Annotated in this window: 18 protein-coding genes; 10 read left to right on the top strand and 8 right to left on the bottom strand. The window is 66.4% G+C overall.

Features of this window, described 5'->3' with window-relative positions; genetic code table 11:
* Positions 1-27: 27 nt before the first annotated feature.
* From ACOCEP_RS27565 to ACOCEP_RS27550, 4 genes are read right to left on the bottom strand one after another with little or no spacing between them, the layout of a single operon-like run.
* Entirely contained in the window at positions 28-1,530 is a 1,503-nt protein-coding gene (locus ACOCEP_RS27565) for an SCO6880 family protein (RefSeq protein ID WP_482331930.1), read from the bottom strand.
* Positions 1,527-2,876 (bottom strand): hypothetical protein, encoded by a 1,350-nt coding sequence (locus ACOCEP_RS27560; protein WP_482331928.1) that lies wholly within the window; start codon positions 2,874-2,876, stop codon positions 1,527-1,529. The genes ACOCEP_RS27565 and ACOCEP_RS27560 overlap by 4 nt, the downstream gene beginning before the upstream one ends.
* Complete coding sequence (locus ACOCEP_RS27555) at positions 2,873-3,724, bottom strand: hypothetical protein (RefSeq protein WP_482331927.1); 852 nt, start codon at positions 3,722-3,724, stop codon at positions 2,873-2,875. The genes ACOCEP_RS27560 and ACOCEP_RS27555 overlap by 4 nt, the downstream gene beginning before the upstream one ends.
* Positions 3,725-3,729: 5 nt before the next feature.
* Positions 3,730-4,050, bottom strand: coding sequence for a hypothetical protein (locus ACOCEP_RS27550; protein WP_482331926.1), 321 nt, complete (start codon positions 4,048-4,050; stop codon positions 3,730-3,732).
* A 1,395-nt stretch (positions 4,051-5,445) separates the two neighbouring features.
* Here ACOCEP_RS27550 and ACOCEP_RS27545 point away from each other — a divergent pair.
* Entirely contained in the window at positions 5,446-6,096 is a 651-nt protein-coding gene (locus ACOCEP_RS27545) for a hypothetical protein (protein WP_482331924.1), read from the top strand.
* Here ACOCEP_RS27545 and ACOCEP_RS27540 read toward each other — a convergent pair.
* Together ACOCEP_RS27540 and ACOCEP_RS27535 are read right to left on the bottom strand one after the other, a co-directional pair.
* Positions 6,064-7,296: a DUF6545 domain-containing protein gene (locus tag ACOCEP_RS27540; RefSeq protein ID WP_482331923.1), complete on the bottom strand. Its 1,233-nt coding sequence runs from the start codon at positions 7,294-7,296 to the stop codon at positions 6,064-6,066. The genes ACOCEP_RS27545 and ACOCEP_RS27540 overlap by 33 nt on opposite strands.
* 10 nt (positions 7,297-7,306) lie before the next feature.
* Positions 7,307-7,783: an ImmA/IrrE family metallo-endopeptidase gene (locus ACOCEP_RS27535; RefSeq protein WP_482331922.1), complete on the bottom strand. Its 477-nt coding sequence runs from the start codon at positions 7,781-7,783 to the stop codon at positions 7,307-7,309.
* A 298-nt stretch (positions 7,784-8,081) separates the two neighbouring features.
* Between ACOCEP_RS27535 and ACOCEP_RS27530 the strand changes: the two genes are divergently transcribed.
* The 6 genes from ACOCEP_RS27530 to ACOCEP_RS27505 are packed head-to-tail and all read left to right on the top strand — an operon-like array spanning position 8,082 to position 15,097.
* Positions 8,082-9,110 carry a BMP family ABC transporter substrate-binding protein gene (locus tag ACOCEP_RS27530; protein WP_482331921.1) on the top strand — a complete coding sequence of 343 codons (1,029 nt, stop codon included), beginning with the start codon at positions 8,082-8,084 and terminating at the stop codon, positions 9,108-9,110.
* The gene (locus ACOCEP_RS27525; protein ID WP_482331920.1) at positions 9,107-10,612 is read left to right on the top strand and encodes an ATP-binding cassette domain-containing protein; all 1,506 of its coding nucleotides are present in this window, start codon (positions 9,107-9,109) and stop codon (positions 10,610-10,612) included. The genes ACOCEP_RS27530 and ACOCEP_RS27525 overlap by 4 nt, the downstream gene beginning before the upstream one ends.
* On the top strand, positions 10,609-11,685 hold the full coding sequence (locus tag ACOCEP_RS27520) for an ABC transporter permease (protein WP_482331919.1): 1,077 nt from the start codon (positions 10,609-10,611) through the stop codon (positions 11,683-11,685). The genes ACOCEP_RS27525 and ACOCEP_RS27520 overlap by 4 nt, the downstream gene beginning before the upstream one ends.
* The gene (locus ACOCEP_RS27515; protein ID WP_482331918.1) at positions 11,678-12,598 is read left to right on the top strand and encodes an ABC transporter permease; all 921 of its coding nucleotides are present in this window, start codon (positions 11,678-11,680) and stop codon (positions 12,596-12,598) included. Before ACOCEP_RS27520 ends, ACOCEP_RS27515 begins: the two co-directional genes overlap by 8 nt.
* Positions 12,595-13,716 (top strand): acyl-CoA dehydrogenase family protein, encoded by a 1,122-nt coding sequence (locus ACOCEP_RS27510; protein WP_482331916.1) that lies wholly within the window; start codon positions 12,595-12,597, stop codon positions 13,714-13,716. The genes ACOCEP_RS27515 and ACOCEP_RS27510 overlap by 4 nt, the downstream gene beginning before the upstream one ends.
* A 10-nt stretch (positions 13,717-13,726) precedes the next feature.
* Positions 13,727-15,097, top strand: a complete 1,371-nt coding sequence (locus tag ACOCEP_RS27505; RefSeq protein ID WP_482331915.1) for an NtaA/DmoA family FMN-dependent monooxygenase — start codon at positions 13,727-13,729, stop codon at positions 15,095-15,097.
* Here ACOCEP_RS27505 and ACOCEP_RS27500 read toward each other — a convergent pair.
* Both ACOCEP_RS27500 and ACOCEP_RS27495 read right to left on the bottom strand, forming a co-directional pair.
* Entirely contained in the window at positions 15,094-17,484 is a 2,391-nt protein-coding gene (locus tag ACOCEP_RS27500; RefSeq protein ID WP_482331914.1) for an AAA family ATPase, read from the bottom strand. The two genes, ACOCEP_RS27505 and ACOCEP_RS27500, sit on opposite strands and share 4 nt — an antisense overlap.
* A complete protein-coding gene (locus ACOCEP_RS27495; RefSeq protein WP_482331913.1) occupies positions 17,481-19,790 on the bottom strand; it encodes a hypothetical protein in 2,310 nt (769 codons plus the stop codon). Before ACOCEP_RS27495 ends, ACOCEP_RS27500 begins: the two co-directional genes overlap by 4 nt.
* Positions 19,791-20,351: 561 nt before the next feature.
* On the opposite strand from ACOCEP_RS27495, the gene ACOCEP_RS27490 reads away from it, so the two are divergent.
* The 3 genes from ACOCEP_RS27490 (at position 20,352) to ACOCEP_RS27480 (ending at position 24,013) form a co-directional block, all read left to right on the top strand.
* Positions 20,352-22,274 (top strand): S53 family peptidase, encoded by a 1,923-nt coding sequence (locus ACOCEP_RS27490; RefSeq protein ID WP_482331912.1) that lies wholly within the window; start codon positions 20,352-20,354, stop codon positions 22,272-22,274.
* Positions 22,275-22,347: 73 nt separating this feature from the next.
* Positions 22,348-23,253 (top strand): L,D-transpeptidase family protein, encoded by a 906-nt coding sequence (locus ACOCEP_RS27485; RefSeq protein WP_482331911.1) that lies wholly within the window; start codon positions 22,348-22,350, stop codon positions 23,251-23,253.
* Between the two features lie 70 nt (positions 23,254-23,323).
* Positions 23,324-24,013, top strand: coding sequence for a hypothetical protein (locus tag ACOCEP_RS27480; protein WP_482331910.1), 690 nt, complete (start codon positions 23,324-23,326; stop codon positions 24,011-24,013).
* The last annotated feature ends 100 nt before the right edge of the window (positions 24,014-24,113 follow it).

Here is a 24,113-nt window from a genome sequence, read left to right as displayed (position 1 = left end):
ACCGTTCGGAAGCTGTGCGATCGCGGGTCACAATCCACCTCCACGCAGCCGGGGGAGGCCGATCCCGAGCGGGAGCACGGTGGCCACGAACCCGGCATCCTGCGCGAGTTCCATACGCAGCAACCGGAATCTCCCGGCGATGGCGCTTTCCAGCCGGGATGCATGGTCTTCGACCGGCCAGGTCGACGGCACTGTAACCGCGGTCGCGACAGCGAACCTGACCATGCCGTGACCGGACGCGATCGCGTTTTCCTGGATGCTGGCGCGTCGGGCTTCGTTGCGGTCTTCGGCACTGGCAGCGAACCCTTTGGATGCCTTCCAGTCCCGTATGACGCGGGTACGGAACCGGGTGCCGCGTACGGCACGGTGCGCACGGTTCGCGGGCATGATCTCGTAATGCACGGCGAGGCTGCGGCGTTCACCCGGTGTCTTCACCGCCAGAAGAGAGCTAAGGGAGCCGAACACCGTGCCACGGTGTGGCATAAGTACCGCGTACGACACGGTGGAGAAGCCATCGTGGTGATAGGCCCGCGCGGACGGAGCCGGAGCGTGGGTCGGCCCGGCGGCCGCCCACGGCAGTTTGCTGGACGCGGGCTTTCCCTGGTTATGACTCGCGTTCAGGATGGCCGCCGTCGCCGGGTTGAATCCGGTGCGGATCGCTTCAGCCAGGTGCCCGCCCGACAGCCAGCGAACGCTGTGAGCCCCGAGGGCACGGAACCGTTCGTCGAGGCTGTCCAGGACGCGGTAGAGCACGATGGCGCGGCCGTTGGCGCCACCTCCGGCGGCGATGGCTGGACGTCGTAGGGTGTCTTCCCGTCCGCTGATCGTCACGAAGATCTCGTGGCGGACCGAGGGCAGGCCGATGGTGCGGTCCAGTTCCCTGGTGGTCTCGGCTGCGAGCGGTGGAGCCGGAGTGATCTCGTTGCGGGCCCGCCATGCACGGTAATCAGTGCCATCGTCGGGAACAGTCCGCACCAGAAGGGACATCCGGTCGATGACCTCTCGCTGACCAAGGGCTTCGAGCAGGTTCCCCAGCCGCGCCGCGAGTAGCTCGCATTCGTTGTCCGAGAGCATTCCCACCCCGGAATGGGATAGGCGTGCTGTCGCGCCCCAGCGTCCTTCGCCGGTGTCGTGGATCAGGCAGACCCGTCCCTGGTCACGCAGCGGTGGCCCGTCAGGGAATCGCACCCGCGCCAGCGCGCCGGGCAGATCGGGCTCGTCGGGGTCGACTTGACCGGTGGTGGCTCGGGTTTGCCAGCGCGTCCAGCCGAAGGCCGCGCCGACCTGGAACAGCAGCAGATGGGCGAGCCAGCGCGCGGCTGTCCGTCCACGTACAGGCACGGCCACCAGCGCCGCGAGCGGACAGCTGACGCACGCGATCACCAGCGCCCTGGTGATTTCACCTGAGGATAGGGTGATTACCACCGGCACGGCGAGCGCGACGCAGGTCAGTGCCTGCGCCGGCGTCAGCCCGAGGATCCAGCCGTCGTGCTCACGTCGTGAGAGCCCTCGGTACACGCGGCTGGTCATTCGAGCACCTTCCCCGCGTTCGGGTCGCCGCCCTCGTCATCGCTGTCGTCCTCGACCGCGGCCTCGACGGCGGATGCGGCAGCTGCCTCGGGGAGCGCCGCAGCGGCCGCGTCTGCTGCCTCAGACTCCGAGAGTTCGTCTCCGGCCGCTATGGCCTCGTCCGCGTCGCGGGCCGGATCAGGCGCCGAAGGCGAGTCGCTGTCTCCTGTGGCGATCGCACCTTCTTCCGGTCCACTTCGGTCGCTCCCGCTGTCCCTCGCCCCTGCCGTCGAGTCACTGGATTCATCGTCAGGGGCGACTGGATCAGCGTCGTCCGTGGCCGAGTCGAAACGGTCAGTGTTCGCCGTCTCGGAGTCGTCCACGGTGCCGGTTTCATCGGCGTCGTCAGAACCACCGAACAGCTTCTGCTTGGCTGCGTTGAAGGCTGAGGTTCCCGCCTTTCCTCCCTGACTATCGGGGCCGTAGGAATCCATCCCGGCATCGGAGAACGCTCCACGAACGGCCGCGCCCGCTTCCGTATTGGGATCGATGAACGCGAACAACTTGAACAGCACGAGAGGAACCCAAACGGCCATCCAGAGGATTGCGACGCCGGCCAGCAGACCTGAAAGTCCCTTCGCCTCGCCGGTTGCTCCGATGCCGATCACCAGCACGATGGCGATTCCTGGCTTGATAAAGATAATCGCCAGTACCCACCGCATGCCGCGCCAGAACCAGACTGCGGTCGTGTTCGAGATGAGACCCGCTGCGATGATCGGCACAGTCGCCGTCAGCAGATATATGGCGGCTTCACGGAAGACCATCTCCATGGCGAAGCCCAGCACTGCGGGCAGCAGACCGAAGATCGCGGTCAGCCCGAGCACGACAGCCTTCACCGAGTCTGTGCCAGCGTCGACCAAACCCATCACTTTCAGGGCGTCACTGAAGTTTCCGACATGCAGGACGTTCAGAATCCCGGTCGTGGCCCCGTCCGCGGCGGCCAGGAATCCGGCGATCGCCCCGACAGTGACCGCGAGAGCCGCACCGTACTGGAATGGCCCGGACATGACACGGGTGAACCCGCGGCCTCCGCGCAGGACCGACACGGTGATCTGCCAGAAGAACAACCCGAGCGCGATGACGCCCCCGAGCCAAAGCATCATCGGCCACAAAGTTCCGACAGGTCCGTCCGTTGTCGATACCGTGAACGTCGAGAGCCAGTCGACCAGTGTGAACGCCTCGCGCAGCAACCACAGGGACGAGATCCAGATTCCCTGCATCGCCACTTCAAAGACACTGGATGCCAAGCCACCGACCAAATCGCCAGCCGTCCGTCCCAGCCAGACGAAGATGTCCTCCGGAGTCATCGCGGAATCCCGCCCAGGCTGCGATACCCGGCCTGCACGGATTCCGCGCTACCTGGCCACGCGTTCGCTGCCATCGCGGCCTGGTTGCCGGTGCTGATCCGCCACGCGTCTCCGGTCCAGCGCATCGCCTGGCAGTCACCGACCCCCATGGACGTCGACTGTCCTTTGTAGTCAAAGGTGAGGATGCCGAGCACGCAGACCACTACGTATCGGCCTTGGTCGGTGGTTCCCTTGATTTGCCCATGGGTCACGTCGTAGGTGACCGTCAAGCCGGGCTTCCACTCTCCGGCCGCGATTCCGGCACGCATGCGGAAGGTGGAGAGCAGGGTGTGCAGTCCCGTGCGGTCGACCGCGGGCGCGCCGGGTAACGCGATATCGGCGTAGGCCCGGTCGTAGACGGTCGGGTCTCCGCCTCGCAGGCCCGCTTCATCGGCTGCCTTCAGTTGGGCAAGCGCTCCTTCGGGTGTTCCCGGGAATCCGCCGGGGATCCACACGCCAGCGGCATGACTCGGTTCCGGAATTTTCAGCACGGGCCCCGCCTGTGGGCTCAGCTCGTGAGGCTGCGCGGCCTCGGCCGGCAGGCGAAGCATCGGGCGCAGTGCGAGTTTCTTCTGTGCTACAACGTCCCAGCCGGGTTCCGGGGTTGGCTCAGGCTCGAGTGTGGTGACCTTCCCGGGCACAGCCGTGTGGCTAAGCCCTGTTCCTCCTGGAGGCGCTGTGGTCGTTGATCGGGAATTCGCGATGGCCAGCGCTGCGGCAAGGCCCACTGCTGCCAATGTGACGAGCACCAGAGCGAGAATCGTCATCCGGGCACGGCGGGGGCGACGATCGGCGTCGGGAGTGAACATGCCGCTCACCCCTTGGAGAATCCGTCGATCAGCGAGTAGCCGATCCCGTACAGGATGGCTCCGCCGATGGCGCAGAGCATCATGACCAAGCCCACTTTCCCCGCGCGGTGGTGGTCGACCCAACGACCGCCGGCCCAGACCGTGAGGCCGATGAAAAACGCCGCCATCAAAGCGACTCCCGCGGCCCACTTGACGTTGTTAAGAAGGCCGAGAATCGCCTCGGCGCCTGGCGGCTTCACCGGAACGGGGTTCGGAAGGGGTGCCGGGCTAGGCGGTGGAGGGGCCGGTTGCTGGGTCAGCCAGTCCACGATGGTGTGGGCGATCATGACTGCGCCCTCCCTTTTCACGGGCCCGGTCCCTCGGACCGGGCGTACGGAGCCGGGAGGGCTTGTCGGTGGATAGCAATTCGAGTCGCCGTAGCATCGGGAGCACGGCCGAGCGAACGTGGGACGGTGTGACGCCAGCGGTCACACCATGAGCGGCCAGCTCGGGATCAGGCCGCAGGAAGATGGCGCTGTCGAGCAGCTTTTGTACGCGGATTCCGGCGGTGGCCGTGACGGTGGCGGGCCATCGTCGTGCCCCGACCACCACGAGTTGCACCGGTAGTGTGATGGCATCAAGGCGGTTCCAGGTTTCGAACCTCGCGAGAATCTGTTCGGCGTGGGCCAGTGAGGGCGTGCTCGGCCGCACGGCGAGAATCGGCATCGGGGCCGGGTTACCGCCGCGCAGCCACGCTCCCGCCCCGAGGAGCGGGTGTGCGCCGACGCGCCACGGGTCGTGTCCGATGTCGACTACCGTGACATCGATCTTGCGTGGGCCAGGGCGCCAGAACGCTGGTGGGGGCAACATTCCCGGCGCGAGGACCGGGAGCGTCGTATCCGCGCGAGCCAGTAGGGCCTGAGCGCGCCAGGAGAACCGGATCCGGATCGCCGGATGAGGCCCTGGCACCTGGGGGCCGTCAACCGCGGAGGCGCGGCTCAGGCCGGACCGGCTCGGGTCGGCGGTGTCGACTATCAGCACGGACCGGCCGGCAATCTGCAGCGCGTCGGCGACGGTTGCGGCGGTGACGCTTGCCCCTGCGCCCGGGGATGCGGCGAGCACCGGGACCACGTGCCCGAAGCCCGCCCAGTCGGCGGGGCGACAACTTGGTTGCCCGGCCTGCCAGACGCACGCGGCGACCGCACGGGCGGTTGCCGCGGCAACCGAGGCGCTCCGGTCTACGTCGTGAGCTGACGGGGACGTATCCGCGTTGCTGCGTCCTGCCTCGATGCCACGGGCCAGGATCTCGGCGTCCACAGCGGCGTGGAGATCGGCACGACTCAACGCCATTTCGCCAGGTCGAACTGCGGGTGGCCTGGACGGCGGTTCTCGTCGATTCACGTTCCGCCTCCTCTCCAGGGGGATCTACCGACAACCCGGTCAGTTGTCGGCAACAAGATCCGGCGGAGAGTGGCCGGACCCGCGTGAGCGATCGCCCATGCGGGGTAATTTCACGATCTGACGCATGCCGCTGGTACGGGAGCCAGCCACACGAAACCCTGGTCGACGGCGGAATGACGCACACCAAACCGGGGTCAGATCGTCTCACTTTGTTGACTATCTACCGTCAACACTAGGCGATCAAGCGATAATGTCAACTAAAGTGAGCATTCAGGCGACTAGGTGCTCAGTCAGGTAGCCGCCTGAGTACGGTGTGCGGTGAAGTTGAAAGGGGGATGCCCATGGTCGACGACGCGGACACGACAACGGCCGAGGACAGCAGCGACAAGGGACCTGCCGAATCGCCGGTGCCGCTGCGTGCACCGGCAGCGCAGATCCAGCTGACGACCACGCTGCTGTCGCTGCCGACCCTGGCGGAACGCTTGTCCTACCTGATCGACCACGAATCCTTCTGTTACACGTGGCGCGGCGAACCGGTGCTAGACCCCGAGGTGATCGCCGAGAAGCCACGCGGCTTGAAGCAAAAGAGGGTCTACCCGCCGAAGATCGCGTCATGGGTCGAACGCAGGGCAGGCGCGAAGAGCCTCAGCCGCGCGATGATCTACTCCTATGCCGCCGGTAAGACACGCAACCTCCGGGCACCGGTCGCGCTCGCCCTGGCGGACTTCTGGCGCATCGACGCCCGCCTGCTGGACCCTTCTGTTCCGTCCAGTCAGCTCGAGGACCTCCTGGATGATCCCGAAGGGCTCAACGATCTGGACCGGCGGACCTACGAGTTGATGACCCGGATCGGGTTCACAGGGGTTCGGCCCCGGGAAGTGCAGTCGCTGGGCCAGGACGACGTCGTTCAGCGGATGGCATTTCTGGAGGTTCTGCAAGCGATCGACCGCAGCCGGTCGTCACCGGACACCGAACAACCGCCATCGTCGTGACGGGTGCCACCACAGGGAAGCAGTAGCCGGCCGACGAGGTGGCCGGTGACACCGGCCGGAATCCATGCTGGCACCGACGCGCTGGATGATGTCGATCACCGCCTCGTCGGTCCATGCGTGCGCCACCTCGGCGATCCAGTCCAGTTCTCGCTGTTCGTCGGCCGTCAGCTTGGTGGGCTGCGGCGCGGGGTCGGCGTGCTGCCCTGACGTCGCGACGTGTGAGCCCTTCTCGAAGGCGGCGAGCGCGATTCTCAGTTCGGCGGCCGCGGTCACGCGCGCCCCGCGCCTGGCGCCCAGCCGCCGCTGTGTGATCACCATGTCGATCGTGGGTTCCAGCGTGGGATCGACATAGCGTCGCAGCGTCAGGCAGGCGTCGAAGACCTGGACGACTTGCCTGCGGAAATCCGGTTCGTCCTCCCCTTCGTACAACCCAGACCGGGACCAGACCGGCCGAAGGCGCCCCCAAAGAAGGTTGATCGCTTCGGCACGTGCTTGATCCCTGAATTCGTCGACCCGGCGTGCTGCAGCCGCGAAACCCGATCCCGCAGCGAAGAGGACAGCGCCGAGGGCTTCGGCGAGGAGCGTGAAGGCGGAATTCCTGATCGGCACGTCAGAAAAGGCGAGGGTTTGTAGCAGTATCAGCGCCTTCCACACCAAGCCGGCCAGCCCGACACCCATTCCCAGAGCAGCGAGGACGATCCCGACGCGCACCTCCGAGTCAGCACCGCGAGAAATCCGCCAAGCTCCACGGATGAACGCCACGATCCACACGATCATGAACCCGAGATAGATCAGCGCGAACACCAGCGACGCCGGATGTCGACCGGTGGCACCAAAACTCGGATCCGCCGTGCCGAACAGCACGTACAAGACAGCGAGCACTCCAGCGCATCCAGCGAATAACGCAACAGTTGCCCGCATCCGGACTGTCGTCACCGTCACCGTACGCAGGAAGCCTGCCATACAGACCATCGCGAGCATGGTCAAGATGCAGTGGATCAGGTAGGCGACGTGCAGGGCTCCCGCGTGCTGGTCACTCCAGCGCATCGTGGCCGGCGCCCCCGCCACCAGGGAAGCACTGGCGAGCAACAGCCCGAGGGTGAGGTAGTCGCGGCTCAGCGCGGAAGGCAGATGCCGATCCACGGCCAGCCTGCGGGCGCATTCGCTGAAGGCGGCCAGCGCGGCAACGTAGGCCGCCATGCTGGGAAGGTCAGACACCGTACTGGTACCGGTGGCTTCGTGATCCGAATGCCGCGAGCACCTCGCGGTAGGACCCGCGCATCCGGTGCCGCCGTTCCACCAGCCTGACCCGTGCGGCGAAGCGGTAGGCGAACTCTTCTGCCTCCAGCTCTTCCCCAGGCTGACAGCGACCGTCATGGGATTCAGGGCTGCGCGAGCACTGGTGCCCCAAGAGCAGGTGGCCGATCTCGTGCGCCAGGATGTGCACGACGTGCGCCAATGGGGTCCCCCGCACCACGAACACGTAGTCCATCGCCTCGGTAGTCACGAGCATGCCGCTGGGCGTCGCCGCCGTGGCGTTCATCCGCCACAGCGTCAACGGTGTCTTCCGCTGCGCGCTCAATTCCTCGAGAAACGTCGTCACTTCGAACCCGGGCCGGATAGGCAGCGTCTCGATCAGATCGTCGCAACGCCGCCTGAGTTCTCTCCGGCTGCCCCCGAAAGCCATGGCGTCCCCTCTCCCTCGCTACGCCTGGTAGACCGCGCGTGTTCGGTACCGGGCAGATCTGAGCCACATGCCTGCGCCGGCTCTGGCGCCACTATGGCGGCATGGACAGTCTGCTTAGTTGATTGTCAGTCTGTTGAAAACCAACGGAGCTCGATAGGGCAAGTCGTTGCCGATCATGCCGGGACAACGCTGACCTGCGAAAATGATCCATTTCGCTCGACGGGCAGTGTTGCCTCTTTCTGTGGGACGGCGTCGAGTCTGGCAGGGTCAGCCCGAGGATCTTGGGAGGAAAACACGGGTGAAAGGCACGAAACTGCGTGGGGTCGTCGCCGTGGTGGCGGCGGTGGTGGCGGTGCAGCTAGCGGCCTGTAGTGCAGGTAGCGACAAACCGGCTTCGGTCGGCGCGGTTCCGAAGGTCGCGGTCGTCTTAGGCGGCAACGCCCAGGACCGCGGCTTCAATCAGTCCGCGGCCGATGCCGCATACGAACTTCAGCGGCGCGGTGAGATCAGCGTTCAGATCTCGGAGAACGTCGCTGCCGCCGAGGCCGAGACCACGCTGCGGCAGTACGCGGCCTCGGGCTTTGACCTCGTCATTGGCTGGGGCCTGGGATTCTCTGACACTGTTTTCAGGGTGGCTAAACAAGTGCCCAACGCGCGCATGGTCGCCACCGGCGGGGTCGACATCCTGGAGCGGGCAACCGAGTCTGTCGAGACGTGGACCTACGACGCGCTGCAACTCGGCTACCTGATGGGCTACATCGCTGGATCGACGCAATTGTCGCCGGTTGCCGTCGTTGACGGCGAGCAGGTGCCGTTCCTTCAGGCTCAGTGGTTCGGCTTCGGCCAAGGGCTCGCGGCCGCCAATCCGGGCGCGCGGCAGCTTCCGCCGGTCTACACCGGTTCTTTCGAAGACGCCGCACGGGCGTCGGCGGCCACCAGCGCGCAGATCGCGGGCGGCGCGAAGCTCATCGCGACCAACGCGGAGGGGTACAGCGTGGGCGTCGCGTCCGCGGCACAGACCGCCGGTGTCGCGACCATCGGCTTGTCGGCGTCGACCAGCGCCGCCGCGGCATCGGTGAACATCGGCCAGGTAAAGACCGACATGCTGCCAATCCTGTCCCAGTGGATCGCGAGGCTCAAGGACGGCACATTCGGCGGCAAGGGCACAATCTCGACCATCGCGAACAAGTCGCTCGTGGCAGCGGACGTCAGGAAGGTCCCGTCCGCGCCCGGGATGCCTGCAGATCTGGACAAACGGATCGCCGATTTGGCGGAGCGTCTGCGAGCGGGCGCGGTGACCATCACACCCTGGCAGCCGGGCCGATGAGCGCGGCGCCGCTGATGGCGCTGCGCTCGGTGTCCAAAAGGTTTTCCGCAGTCCAGGCGCTCGACACCGTCGACCTGGCCGTGCACCGTGGGCAGATTCACGCCTTGCTCGGCCAGAACGGCGCGGGAAAGAGCACAGCGGGAAAGATCCTGGCCGGGCTGGACGCGCCCGACGAAGGCCATGTCGAAATCGCCGGTTCACCGGTCTGGTTCGGCGGGCGCGGTGACGCGATCCAGCACGGTATCGGAATCATCCCGCAGGCCGACAGTCTCATCGACGACCTCACTCTCGTGGAGACCCTGGCCCTGAGCCAACCCCACCGCGTCGTGCGCCGTCGCACGCTCACGGCGAAGCTGCGATCCGCCGCCTCGCAGGCCGGCGTTCCGATCGCTCTGGACACCCCTGCGCGGCATCTCAGCCGGGGTGAACGCCAACTCGGAGAACTGGTCATTTCGCTGGCACAAGACGCTCGTGTCCTGCTGCTCGACGAACCTACATCCGCCCTCGGCCCGCGCGAGGTCGACACCTTGTTCGACCGCCTACGCGCGGTCGCTGATACGGGCGTGGCGGTCCTGCTCATCAGCCACCACATCGCGGATGTACGCCGCGTCGCGGACACCGCGACCGTGCTCGCGCACGGCCGGGTCATCCACACAGGACCGGTCGCCGCCGTCGACGACGAGACCTTGGCCCGCGCCATCATCGGCGATAGCCAAGCACCACCCCCGCCTCCTCCATTCCGGGCTCGTGAACCCGGTGAGGACGTCCTGGTGCTGTCTGGCGTCACCGCGACATGCGGCGACCCTGTCCCCGTCCGGGACATCAGCCTCCGGGTCCGCGCGGGCGAAGTCGTCTGTGCGGTGGGCGTCGCCGGCAACGGCCAGCGCGCACTGGCCGAGGTCGCCGCAGGACGGATCAGCCCTGCGTCCGGCACGGTGTCCGGCGGGCGCCGAGTGGCCTATGTACCCGAGGTCCGGCTCGACGCGCTGCTGCCGGGGCGTGCCACGTGGTGGTCGGCGATGGTGACGCGTCTGCGCGAGCCCGCGTTTACCCGCCGCGGCACGCTCGACACTGCCGCACTCGTGCACGCCGCTGGTGCGTTACTTGATCGACACGACGTGCGCCCGCGGGACTCGCGAGTCGCCGTAACGGCGCTGTCGGGAGGGAACCAGCATAAGCTAATTGTCGGTCGCGAACTCGATAGCGATCCGGATGTCGCGGTCCTGCACGGGCCGACACAAGGCCTGGACCTGGTGGCGACCCGGGCGATCCATTCCGAGATCCGCCGAGCGGCCGATGCTGGAGTGGCCGTCCTGGTGATCTCCGCGGACCTGGACGAGGCCCGCCAGCTCGCGGATCGGGTCGTCGTGCTGTCCAAAGGCCGGGTCCTCGCCGATGTCCCCGCCAGCAAGCTCGACGACACGGTGGTGTGGCGCCTGACCTCCGGGCTGCCCGCCGCTGATGCCGCTCCGGGCAGCGTCGCCGAGGACGATGCCGAGTGAAAGCCCTGCTGCGACGCGAGTATCTGATCGGGGCCGCGGTCGCCGTCCTAGGCTTTGCCCTGGTGGTCGTTCTCGTCCTAGCCTCTGGCGGTGATCCCGTGGACGCCCTTGTCGGCTGGTTCGACGGCGCGTTCGGGCTGCCCTACAACCTGTCGCAAACCATCACCTCCGCCATTCCGCTCATCGTGATCGCACTCGGCGCTGCGGTTCCGCTCCGGACTGGTGTCATCGTGGTCGGCGCTGAGGGGCAAATGATCGTCGGGGCGATCACCGCGGCGGCGGTACTGTTGCCCCTGGGCGGATCAGTGCCGTCATGGATGGCGTTGTCGCTCGGCGCGGTGGCTGGCGCGGGCGGAGGCGCGGTCTGGTCGCTATTGCCCGGCGTCGCACTGCTGCGCTGGCGGGTACCGGAGATCCTGACAGCGCTGCTAGCCACGACCATCGCCGTGCAGGTGCTGGCGTATCTGCTGCGGACTCACCTGCGCGATCCCGCCGGTTCCGCGACCGCGCGTAGCGCCAATCTTCCCGAGGCCGCGCTCATTCCGTGGCTGCCGGTGCCCGGCAGGGTCAGCACCGCGCTGTTCGGCGTCCTCGTGCTGCTCGTCGTGGCGATTTGGTGGCATCGCGGACGCGGCGCCGTCCTGCTCGAGATCTTCGGCGAGCGTCGTTGGCTCGCCGAACGCGCAGGCGTCACGTCGGCGCGGGCGCTGCTGGCGACGACCGCCGTGTCCGGCGCGGCGGCCGGGCTGGCGGGCTGGATCCAGCTCGCCTCCGTCGACGAACGACTCACACCCGCGGTGGCGGGCGGCGTCGGGTTCGGAGGCCTGATCGTGGCGGTCCTAGGCGGGTGCCGCCCGATCCCGATTGTCGTGGCCGGCATCGTCTACGCGGCCATCGCCACCGGAGGGGGCGGCGTCCAGGTACGTACTGGGATCCCGTCGGCGATCGGCACCGTCGCACAAGCGGTCCTGCTCGGCGCGACGGTGCTCGCGATCGCCCTAATCCGGCGCGCGGCAACCCGCCGGAACGCGTCCGACCATGCTGTCGCCGTGCGCGGTGGTCACGATGGCTGAATTCGTGGTCCTGGTGATGATCGGTGCGATCAGCTCAGCGACACCGTTGATCCTGGCGGGGCTCGGCGAGGCGGTGCTGGAGCGCGCCGGAGCAGGAATCGGCCTCGGTCTGGAAGGGATGATCGTGTGCGGAGCGCTCGCTGGCGTACTCGGTTCCGCCGTGGCCGGTCCCTGGGCAGGACTCGGCGCGGGTGTCCTCAGTGGTCTCGCGTTCGGAGGCTTGTACGCGGCGGGGCTGGCGTGCGGCGCGGACGGGGTCCTGGTCGGGATCGCGCTAACCCTGTTCGGTACCGGCCTCAGCACCTTCGTGTCCCAGGTCGCCGACCCCGCCGGACAGACCGCGCTGAGCGTGCCGACACTGCCGACCGTCACTCTGCCGGGCCTGGCCAAGCTCCCGGTGCTCGGGCCTCTGTTCACCGCCACGAGCGTTTCGGCCTATCTCGCGATTGTAGCGACCGTGGTCGTGTGGTGGATGTTGCGCTCCAGCAGGCTCGGATTGCGGCTGCGCGCAGTCGGTGATGATCCCGGCTCCGCAGCCGTCCTCGGGATCTCGGCGCGTAGGCATCGCACCACGGCGGCGCTGATCGCCGGCGGGTTCGGCGGCCTGGCGGGCGCCGTGCTGTCACTCTCGTCCATCGGCAGTTTCGCCCCGATGATGTCTGCGGGACGCGGCTTCATTGTGCTCGCCGTCGTCATCCTCGCGCGCCGCCATCCGCTCGGGGTCGCCGCGACGGCGTTGCTGATCGGTGTCTTCGACAGCCTCGCGCTGCTCGCGCAAACCCGCTCCCTGGGACTGCCAGTCGAGGCCTATCAGCTACTGCCGTGGATCGCGGCGATCGCGCTGCTCATCGTCGACGGACGCCGCAGAGCCCGACGCGCCCACCACCTCCCACAACAGAAGGAGCCGACGTGACCGCCTCCCATCCGTTCGCTCCCCCGGCGCACGAACAGCACTGGGTTACCGCCGCCACGGAACTCGCGGCGGACTTCGCGAAGACGGCCGCCGACCGCGACCGGACCTGTGACCTGCCAATCGAGAACCTGCGCGCCCTGCACGAGGCCGGCATCGACGCCGCTCTCATCCCCACCGCCCTCGGCGGGGAAGGACTCAGCTACCGCAGCTACGGTGCGATCGTCCGTGCAGTAAGCGCCGCGTGCCCATCAACCGCGTGTATCTGGGTCATGCACATCGGTGCAGCGGTCGGCCTCGTCGAAATGTCCACCCCAGACACCGCGAAATTCTGGGCTGACGAACTTCTCGGTGGCGCACGGTTCGCCAACGCGCTGTCCGAACCGAGCAGCGGGAACTTGTTCTTGCAGCCTCTCCAGCACGCCGAACCCGCCAGCGGCGGCTATCGGCTGTCTGGCGCGAAACGCTTCTCCTCAGGCTGTGAGGTCGCCGACCACTTCCTGATCAACGCGCTCGTCGACGACAGGCCCGCGTTTTTCGGCCTCGACGCCGATCCCACGATGACCTTCGTTCCGATCTGGGACACCATGGGCCTGCGCGCAAGCCGTTTCCAGCTCATCACCTTCGCCGACACGTTTCTCCCCGAAGATCGGCGCTGCCCGCCTTCGACCGGGCCGCGGCCGAACCACATCGGCGCCGGTCTCGCGTTTCTGTCGCTCGGCATAGCGGACGCAGCGGTCGCCGCGCTCACCGTTCACGCCCGAACCCGAACGATCCCGACCACCGGCGATCTGCTGGCGGGCATGCAATGGGTGCGTCTCGCCGTGGGGGACGTCGCCTCCCGGCTGGAAGCCGCCGCGATGTATGCCCAGCACATGACCTGGCTCGCCGACCAGAACGATCCCGGCTTCTTGCCCGCGACGATGCACGCCAAGCTGCTGGCCAACTCCATCGCCCGGGACGCCGCGGACCTTGGTCCCCGCATCGGCGGCGGCTCCGGCTACATCCGCGGAGACACCGAGCGGATCTTCCGGGATGCCCAGGCCGGATGGCTCATGGCCTACTCGGGTGAAATCTGCCAGGACACCATCGGCACCAGCCTCCTCTCTCCCACTCCGTAGGACGGTCACCATGGCTAAACGCCCGCGCATGTCGTTCAACGCATTCACCATGGTCACGCCATCCCACCATGCGCCTGGGCTGGCGTTCGAGTCTGACAGCCGCCAGCTGGACTATCACCAACCTCAGCCGTGGATCGACCTCGCCGTACTGCTCGAACAGGGATTCTTCGACACAGTCTTCTTCGCTGATGTTTTGGCGCCATATGAGGTTTTCCGCGGCAGCCGGGACGCGACCGTCGCCGAGGGGATGCAGTTTCCAACCGGGGACCCCTCCGTCCTGATCCCGCTGCTGGCCTACCACACCCAGCACCTCGGGTTCGTCTTCACGTCCAACGTCCTCCAAGCCCACCCTTACGAGTTCGCTCGACGAGTGTCCACACTGGACCACCTCACCGGCGGCCGCGTCGGCTGGAACATCGTCACGTCGTTTCTCCCTGGCGCGGGGAGAAATCTCGGGTTCGGCGGCTTGCCCGAGCATGCCGATCGCTACCGTCGCGCCGAGGAATACGCCGCGGCCGTATACAAACTTTGGGAGCACAGCTGGGAAGACGGCGCTGCCGTCCGCGACAGAGCTACTCGCACCTTCGCCGACCCGGCGAAAGTTCACGCCGTCAGACACCACGGCGAGTTCTACGACCTCGACGGTCCTCACCTGTGCGAACCGTCCCCGCAACGGACCCCGCTGCTATTCCAGGCCGGGATGTCGCCCACTGGAAGGGCCTTCGCGGGACGACACGCTGAGGCGCTATTCATCAGCGCTCTCGACCCCGGTGCCGCCGCGCCCGTCGTGGCCGATGTACGGCAAGCAGCCATCAACGCGGGACGCGAAGCGAGCAATGTCAAGATCTTCGTTCCACAGTCCTATTTGCTCGCCAGCAGCGAGCAGGAGGCCCGCCGTCGCGACACAGAACTTCTCGAACGGCAGACCATCGAGGGGAACGCCGCGAGGATGAGTGTGTTTCTCTATCACGATTGGGGATCCGAGGACCTCGCTGCCAAGGTCGCAGACCTCCGGCAACGCGAGGTGTCCGCTCCTGTCCAGAAGCTGCTCAACTGGTCCAGTCGCGATGACTGGACACTCGGCGAGCTCCTTCTCCGCTGGGGGAACCGGAGGGTCATCGGCACACCCGAGCAGATCGCCGACAACATCGAGCGTTGGCACAACGCCGGCGTCGACGGCATCAACCTCGAATACGTCACCTCACCTGGATCTTTCGAGGAGTTCATCGAGCACGTCGTCCCGATCTTGCAGCGTCGTGGGCTCATGCAACGCGAATACGCTCCCGGCACTCTGCGCGACAAGTTCTTCGGCAACGGCCCGCGTCTGCCCAAGGAGCACCCAGCGCGCCGGCTCGGCGCAGGACATAAGCGACCCGGCTAGCGCTTCTCGAGGCCAGCCAGGTGGTCGGCGAAGCGACCCGCCATCTCGTCGTCGTGCCCTCGCAGCAACGGCAAGGCCTCATGTAAACACCTCGCCGCCGCCTGGTGATCGCCGAGACGGTCGAGTACCTCGGCGTTGACGCCGAGTGCGTCCGCCCGCCCCCAACGGTCCGCTGTGGCTGCGTACGCTTCCTCAGCCCAAGCGCACGCACGGAGAGCCTGGCCGAATAGCCCGAACGCCAGATACGTCCGGGCGAGCGGCAGGAGCGCGACAGCAACACCGTGCTGGTCATCGACGGATGCGAACATCGTGACAGCTTTCTCGCCGTGTTCGATCGCCAAGTCGCGCGTCGCGAGGTCGCGGTACACGCTGCCGAGCGCGATGTGTCCCATAGCCTCGCCGATTCGCGTTCCGGCCGCAACGGCCACGTCGAGAGCGCGTCGCGTGAGCACGAAAGCTTCCGTCAGGTCGCCTGCAGTATGGGCTGCCTTTCCTAAACCAAGCAGGGCGAAACCGAGTGTGCGGCTCGGTCCGTGCACTCCGGCGGTGCGGGCCGCGCGCTCATCGAATTCGCGGGCGTCGTCGATTCGTCCGCCTCGCCGGTATCCCTCCGCCAGTTTCTCTTGGGCCTCGGCAAGCCGGGACGTGTGACCGTCCTTTTCCGCCGCTTCGACAGCGAGTTCCATCAGCGTGATCCACAGCTCGGTCGTGCGGCTGTGGACCAGGTACTCGAACAGATCGATCGCCATCCGCCACGTCTCGAAGTAGAGGCCGTGATCGATACCGAGACGTGCGACGGCCGGCAGACTGGACAGTTCCGTCGAGCACCACGTAAATGCGCTGGTGAAGTCCCCGAAGGCCAAAGGGGTCACCTGGTGCGGAGTCGGAGAAAGGTGGACGTGGTGGTCACGCATTGGCGTCAATGCCCAGGCAGCCGCGTTCACGGTGTGGTGGAACCAGGTGACCAGTCGGACGATGGCGTCGTGTCGCTCGTCCTCCGGTTGTTGGTCGGCTTGTTCGGCAGCGTAGACGCGCAAAAGGTCGTGGAAGTGGAAACTGTCGATAGTGACCTGGTGCAGCAGGTGTGCCTGGGCCAGGTCATCGAGCAGCCGAAGGCCTTTGTCGATGGCCACGCCAGCGAGCGCACACGCCGCTTGAGTCGTGACACGAGGTCGCGGATACAGGCTGAGTAGCCGGAACATACGTGCCGTGTCGGGTCGCAGTGTTCGGTAGGACCATTCGAACGCGGCTCGTACGCCGCCGGATTCGTCGATGTCGAGCAGTTGCAGGCGCCGCTCGACGTCTGCCAGTGCCGCGACGTGTTCCCCGATACTCGTGTCAGGGTCCGCGGCGATGCGCTCTGCGGCGACCAGGATTGCCAGAGGAAGTGACGCACACAGGTCCACGAGCTGTGCCACCGCGTCGGGCTCGGCCTCGACGCGGTCGTCGGCGATGATGTCAGCCGCGAGCACACAGGCTTCGCGATCGGTCAGGGTGTCGAGCCGGACAGTGCGGGCGTTGTGATCGATGACCAACCCAGAGAGCTCCTGTCGACTGGTGACCACGACGGTCGTGCCCGCCAGGCTGGTCAACAGCGGCTTGACCTGCTGAGAATCGCGCGCATTGTCCAACAGCACCAGAACCTGTTGTTTCCGGCGACGGAGATGGTCGCGCAGGAGGGTTTCCCTCTGCTGCTCAGTTGCTGGTACGTGATCCCGCTCGACACTGAGGCCGCGGAGCAGGTCCGCGAGGATTTCCGCATGGGTCGACGGGCTTCCCGAGGTGTATCCGCCTAGGGCCGCGTAGAGCACCAGGTCGAAACGGGCATACATGCCATGTGCCCATTGCAGGGCGAGGGCGCTCTTGCCGACGCCTGGCAATCCGCCGATGACTATCACGGTCGGCGTTTCGTGCTCGGGCGGCTGTGAGGTTAGTCTGGTCAGCTGCTCCAATTCTGATTGCCTGCCGACGAAATAGGGCGGAGTGACGGGCAGATGACCGGAGGGTTCTGCCCGTGCCGGGCCCGCGAGGATCTCCAGTGTGCCCTGCGCGTTGAGGGCTTCGTCGAGAAGTTTACCCGCGTCGACGCTGGGGGGCTTCCCCTTCTCGATGCGGGAAATCGCGCTCTTGCTGACCGGCTTCCCAGCGAGATCTTCTAGCTCTGGGGCTGTCAGGTTGGCGTTCTCGGGGTGCTTGCGCAGTTCGGCGACGCGGGCGGCGACGATTTCACGTGTCCGGTCTTCGAGGTCCCGGACTTTGAGGCCGTGGCGGGTACGGAGCTGGAAGAGCCGCTGACCGTACTGCTGCGCAGCAGACGGGTAGGACGTCGGCATGACGGGATCTGCCTCGTCCGGATTGGCGAGCGGATCCTGGTTGCGGTCAGTCATGTCGGGCCGATAGCAACCTTGTGCGTCCGGATTTCTCGGCGCAGCTGCTCGGCCTTGACCTCATCCAGCCCCTCCACCAGTCGCAGCGCTGATGCCAGCGCCTCGACCGCGTCAGGACGGCGACCAAGATCCGCGAGCACAAGGCCCTTGATCTCGAGCGCGTCGGCCTCGCCCCAAGCGTCGCCGACCGAGTGGAAGCATTCGGCGGCTTCCTCGCTACACGCCAGTGCTTCGTCGAGTTCTCCGAAGGTTCGGCACGTGCGCGCGAGCGGAGCCAGCGCGGACGCGCGCCCGTGGGAATCACCGTCTGCCCGGAACGCTGCCAACGCCATGCGGCCTTGTTTCAGCGCACGATCGCGATCACCGACGTCACGAAGTGCGGTACCCCACTCGATACGTGCGGCAAGCTCACCGATGCGCGAGCCACCAGCGACGAACGCGTCCACACCTTGGCCGATCAGGTCAACAGCCGTTGCGATGTCACCACGAACGTGCGCGCTGATACCGAGGCACATGTAGGACCAGCCCAGCCGCGGATAGACGGGAACGAGGTCTTTGGTCAGTGCGATCGCCCGGAGGCTCAGGTCGTCCGCACGGTCGTAGTCCCGCATGCGCGAGTAGGCTGCCGCGAGTTTGTCGGCGACTTCAGCCAGCCAGAGGTCGTTGCCGGCGTTCTCGGCCGCGGTCAGCGCGATCTGCATGCTGCTCGTCCAGACGTTGAACGGTCGAGCGAAGATGTGGTAGTCGATGAGCACGGTCGGTATTCGCCAGGCTTCCCACCACATCCGATGCTCAAGCGCCAGCTGCGCGACTGGTGTGATGTTGGGAAGTTCTGTTGTGCACCAGGCGAATGCGGCGCTCGCCGCGTCGAACGTCGCGGGATAGATGCCCCGTGGCGGCGCATCGAGTGGTTCATGGTGATCGCGCAGCGGTGTCAGAGCTAGGTCAGCGGCATGGCAGCTGTGGACGTACCACCGGATTAGGCGTTCCGTCGCGTCGCGGCGTTCGCTTTCCCAGCGCGGGTCTCGGATTTCTTCGGTGGCGTAGTCGCGGAGGAGGTCATGAAACCGGTAGCTGCCTTGGCGTTGTTGGTGTTGCTGGATCAGGTGTGCGTCAACGAGCCGATCCAACAGTGGAAGCGTCTCGGGTTCGGTCAATCCAGCCAGGGCAGCGGCGGCGCCTGCGGTGAACCTCGGTCCTGGGTGTATGCCGAGGAGGCGGAATAAGCGAGCTTCTTCTGGTTGGGCGGACGCGACGCTCCAGCTGATCGCCGCGCGCACACCGATACCAGCGTGGTCGCCGTCGAGCATGCGTAGACGGCCGCGATCTGCAAGTGCCTCAGCGTGTTGGAACACACTGGTCCTTGTATCGGCGGCGATCAGATTTCCGGCGATGGAAAGCGCCAGCGGCAGGGACGCGCACAGGTCGGCGACACGTGCGACTGCCTCGGGCTCCCGCGCGGCACGGTCGGCCCCGATCAGCGAGGTGAGGAGGTCGACGCTGTCGCTTTCGGTCATCGGTGGCACCGGGACGTGGACCGTGCGCGCGACCTGGGCTAGTCCTCGAATTCGCCTGCGGCTGGTGATGAGCACCAGCGTTCCCGGTGTCCCAGGAAGTATCGGCTTCACTTGGGCTAGATCGGCCGCGTTGTCGAGCACGATGAGCACACGTGCGGCGCGACCGTTGAGGATGCCGCGAAGTAGTTGCAGCCGTTCGGTCTCGGTGACCGGGATGCGACCGGCTGACACATTCAGGCCCTTCAGCAGCTCGCCGAGGATGTCGCCCGGTTCTGCCCGTTGGCTTTGGTCGCCGGTGAATCCGTAGAGATCAGCCCACAAGATCAGGTCGAACGCCGATTTCTGTGAGTTGGCCCAGTGAACGGCGAGGGAGGTCTTTCCTGCCCCCGCAGGGCCCGCGAGGACCGCCGCTGAGGCGGGGGAGTTTGTCGTCATCTGGGCCACGAGGCCGTCGAGCCGTGCGTGTTGGATCTCCCTGCCGACGAACTCCCTGCCCACTGGGAGCTGCGGGTGAAGGTCGGATCGAATCCGGATGACCAGGTTCTGCAGCCAGGCCTCGGTACCGAAGGCAGTATCCAGAGCTCTCGCGACGTCGACCGTGGCAGGCACCAGACCTCGGATCAGCTTGCTGAGGAAACCGACGTCAAGGAAGGCCCGCCGGGAGAGTTCGCGCAATGTCCAGCCACGCTCGTCGCAGAGCGACATCACCTCAGCGCGAAACCTCTCGGCCAGCGTCAGATATGGTCGAGCGCCGGTTAGCGGGCTCGCCACCTCTCGCATTTCGGTCACTCGATCGATCTCCCCTCACTCCCCGACATTGGATCGTGCCACACGGTGACGTGGCGTCCCACCGCGTTCCCGACATGAGGACTAGTCCATTCAGGCGTATCCGCACCGGTCGACTGTTCGGTTGAGTGGATCTACTCACCCTCACTCAGGTAAGCCCACCTGGCCATCCGCGGCGGAACCCACGGGTGCGGCCACCCAGCCCATCGACATCCACCGACACGCTTCAATCGTCTTGGAAAGTTGACGCTTCAGCCACTTTGACCTACCTTGATCTCAGATCGTCCAGTATTTCGAACTTCAAGCGCGATAGATTGAGGCTTCAATGGACAGTCCGGGAGCCACTGCCGAGGACGGAAACCGCGCCCGGGGACCGCCGCAGGCGCGGCGTGCCGTGCGGCCTCCACTGCACAGCGCCACCTCACCGATAACGCCGGCCATCCGGCAGATCATCACGCCCGAACAGCCTCCAAGGACGGGCGGATTCTGAGGGATTTGTTTCGGGCACATTCGCGCCCACATCACTTTGCTTTTCATTTCGTGATTACGCATGAGGGGACTTCCATGCCGAAAACCGCCTGGCTGGGCGCTGCCGTCGCGGGCTTGGCCGCCGCGACGTTAGCCACTGTCGCACCGGCCTCTGCCCAGCCGTCCGATATCGAAGCCCGTGCCACCGTCGCGGGGACAGTGCCGTCGTGGGCAACACCGCCATCACGCGCGGGTGAGGCGGACGATCAGGCCGTCCGTCACATCCAGGTCGCCCTATCCCTGCGCGACCCGGCTTCCGCACACGCGTTTGCCACACGCCTGGCATCGCCGAACAACTCCAAGCGAGGCGACTTTCTCACCTCGCGGCAGTTCCTCGACCGCTTCGCTCCCACCGAAACCACGGTGAACGCCGTGCGCGACTGGTTAACCGGACAGGGAGTCTCGGTCGAAGGAGCCAGCGACAACCGCTTCATGATCAAAGCCCACGCCCCGACCTCGGTCCTGGAGAAGGCGTTCGGCACACAACTGGCCATCTACCGAGACAAAGTCGCCGGACGGATCGCCACGCTCGTCGCCCCAGAGGCACCGCTCAGCGTGCCGACGGCGCTCCGAGCCTCCATCACCGCCGTCCTCGGTCTTGACGACAGCGAGAAGACCATCCGGCCCCAGCACACCGTTCCACATGCGACCGCCCAGGCCCAGACCTGTGCACGCTGGTGGGGCGAACAGAACAACCGCGACGTGCCACAGAAGTACCCGGCCAGAGCCCAGTCGAACTTCCTGTGCGGCTACACCGGCCCGTCGGTGCGCGCGATGTACGGCCTGGGCCCTGGCCAGTCCGGTGCGGGAACAACGATCGGTATCGTCGGCGCCTACGACTCGACAACTCTGGGCGCCGATATCAACCGGGCAGCGGCAGACACCAGGACCCCGGGGCTCGCGGCCGGCCAGTACAGCAAGGTTCTTCCCGACGGCGGCTTCACCGACGAGACGGAATGTGACTCCGGCAGCTGGAACGTCGAGCAGACACTCGATGTGCAGGCCGCGCACACGATCGCACCGGCGGCGAAACTGCGTTACTACGCCGCCAGGTCCTGCATCGGCGGGCTGTACGAGGCATTCAACAAGGCGGTCGGAGACAACATCGTCGATGTGATCAGCGCATCCTGGGGGAACGCCGACGGCGAGCGGCGCATGCCGCCCGCCACCAGGGATCTGTTCAACCAGATGGCGTTGCAGGCCTCCATCCAAGGACAGTCGATCATGGTGTCTAGCGGCGACGCTGGCAACAACAGCGGTGCGGTCGGGACACCCACTGCGAGTTTCCCCGCCACCAGCCCGTACGTCACCGCCGTCGGCGGCACTACAGTGGGGCTCGGACAAGACAATAAGCCCAAAGTCCTCACCGGATGGGAGAACAGCGGTAACACGCTGAGCGGGCAGAGCTGGGTTCCGCAGTCCGATGCGGACGGTCCCTTCGCAGGTGGAGCCGGTGGTGGGCCATCCGCGCTCTACGACGCACCCGAGTGGCAGCAGGGAATCGTCCCCGCCGGCGTCTCCAACGGTCGGCGAGCAATCCCGGACGTTTCCGCACTCGCAGATTCCTACACCGGACTGCTGATCGGCTACACCGACACCTCGGGCCGATATGGCCTCAGCGTCTCCGGCGGTACATCGCTGGCCGCGCCGCTCATGGCAGGCCTCGCTGCTAACTCGCAGCAGGCCCGCGGTGGGGCGCAGCGCGGGGGGCTGCTGAATCCGGCTCTCTATGCCGTGCGGAACAACCCTTCCGTGCTCGTCGACGTCGTGCCGCAGAAGGCAGGCGTATGGACCCCGCGGATGCACGCTCTGCCCGGCGCCAAAGTTCCCGGCGCGGCAGGTAGCTACCTTGTCGACTTCGACGCCCGGCCGCAAAACCTTGCCAGCGGCCGCGGTTGGGACCCCGTCACAGGTGTAGGAACGCTGGGCCCCGGGTTCGTTTCGTTCCTTGCTCGCTAGCTCGCTTCGCCGTGCCCGTTCGTCGGGGGCGGGCACGGCGAAGGCCGCCACCCGAACGAATCCGGAGACCGTCGTGCCCGAAGAACCCCTCCGCGAGGACGTACACCGAACGAAAGTGTGCCGCCAGAAGCCGCACTACGTGTCGGACACAATCAGCTTCGAGCGAATCTTCTCATACACCGGGTTTGCGCTACTGACATGCGTGCTCCTGCTCTTGTTCGCAGCCAAGCTCTTCGACGGTCCGGGCACGCCGCTCAGGTCCAGCCCTGCGACGACAGCAGAACACCCGCCGGTAACGCCGCCAGCAGTATTGGATCTTGCGGGCTTGCCTAGGGCCACGACGTTTGACGTCATCAACGAAGCGCCTCGTGATCTCCAACGCGGCAACACTCCTACCGGGCATGTCGTTCATCCCAAAAGGACGGTTCCTGTGTTTTCCGCGCCCGGTAATGACGCCATCGCCGCCTTGCCATCCCAACAGATCACCTCCGACACATGGGTGCCCGTAATCGTCGAGGAAGCAGGCTGGGTGCAAGTACTCCTGCCGGTTCGCCCCAATGGCGCGACCGGGTGGTTGTCCACTCAGGACGATTCACTGGAACACGCGACTAGCCCTTATCTCATCACAGTCGAGCGGAGATCCTTTCAGCTGTCCCTTCACCATGAGGACCGTCTGGTTGGGCGATGGACAGTCGGCATTGGGAAAGCAAGCGCGGAGACCCCGCCCGGACGAACGTTCGTGCTGGCCTCCCTGATCGACCCGACACAGCGGTTCAGTCCCGTGATCCTTCCGCTCGGCACGCACTCCACCAGCCTGGAGACCTTCGGCGGCGGCCCAGGCACCACCGGCATCCACGGCTGGCCCAACCCCAACGTCTTCGGCAAGCCGTCCAGCGACGGATGCATCCGCGTGCCCGCGGACGCGCTCCGGGTGCTGAGCACCGAAGTGCCCCTAGGCACTCCTGTCCTCATCAACTGATGTCAAACCACAGCGACAGAAAGCGACCATCATGACCACATCCGCATTCCATTGCACCCACACGCGTGTGATGCTCACTGGCCTGAGCATCGGCGCACTCCTCGCCGCCGGAGCGGCGTCCTGCGTCACCCCGGCTCACGCCGAAGCCCTCTCTTCCGCGAGCGGCATTTCCGTCAGCGGTGCCGAATCCCTCGCGCCACAGCCCAGTGTGTCGAGCGGCGGCACGGTCAAGACCGGCGGCGGATCGGTCTCCACCAAGTCCGGCGCCGTCGTCGCCACCGGAGTCAGCGTCAAGGCCGGCGCCGGACTTGCCGAGGCGAAAGTCGCCAGCATCCGCGTGGGCGGAACCACGGTCGGCCCGTTCTCGGCCACCTGCCGCAACGGCAAGACCACCGTCAGCGGATCTGGCGGCAGTAAGGGAAATCTCACCGTTCGTCCCGGCACATCTGGACAGGGCAAGGCGACCGCCGCCGTCATCACCGTCTCCGCAGCCGGTTCCGGCAACACCACGACCACGCCCACGGGCGAACCACGCAAGAACACAGCGCTCACCATCACCGTCGCGACGGTCTCCTGCGGCACCGGCACGCCACCCGACACTAATCCGCCAGGCACCCCGGCACCCACCAAGCCTGCCGAGCCGCCCAAGACCACGCAGCCGAACCGCCCCGGGGACCGCGGCACGTCTCACGACGCCCCTAACGTCCGGCCGGCCCCCAAACCGCAACCGAAGCCCGGATCCCTTCCGGTCACCGGTTAGCCCTAGCCACCTGGCGACGCCGTGACCCGTCCTCGCCTCCACACGAGGACGGGTCACGTGCACCGGCAGACCGCCCGCCGAGTACCAAACCGCGGCGAAA

Source organism: Amycolatopsis sp. CA-211722 (genome assembly GCF_056828465.1).
This window is presented reverse-complemented; position numbering and strand designations above follow the sequence as displayed.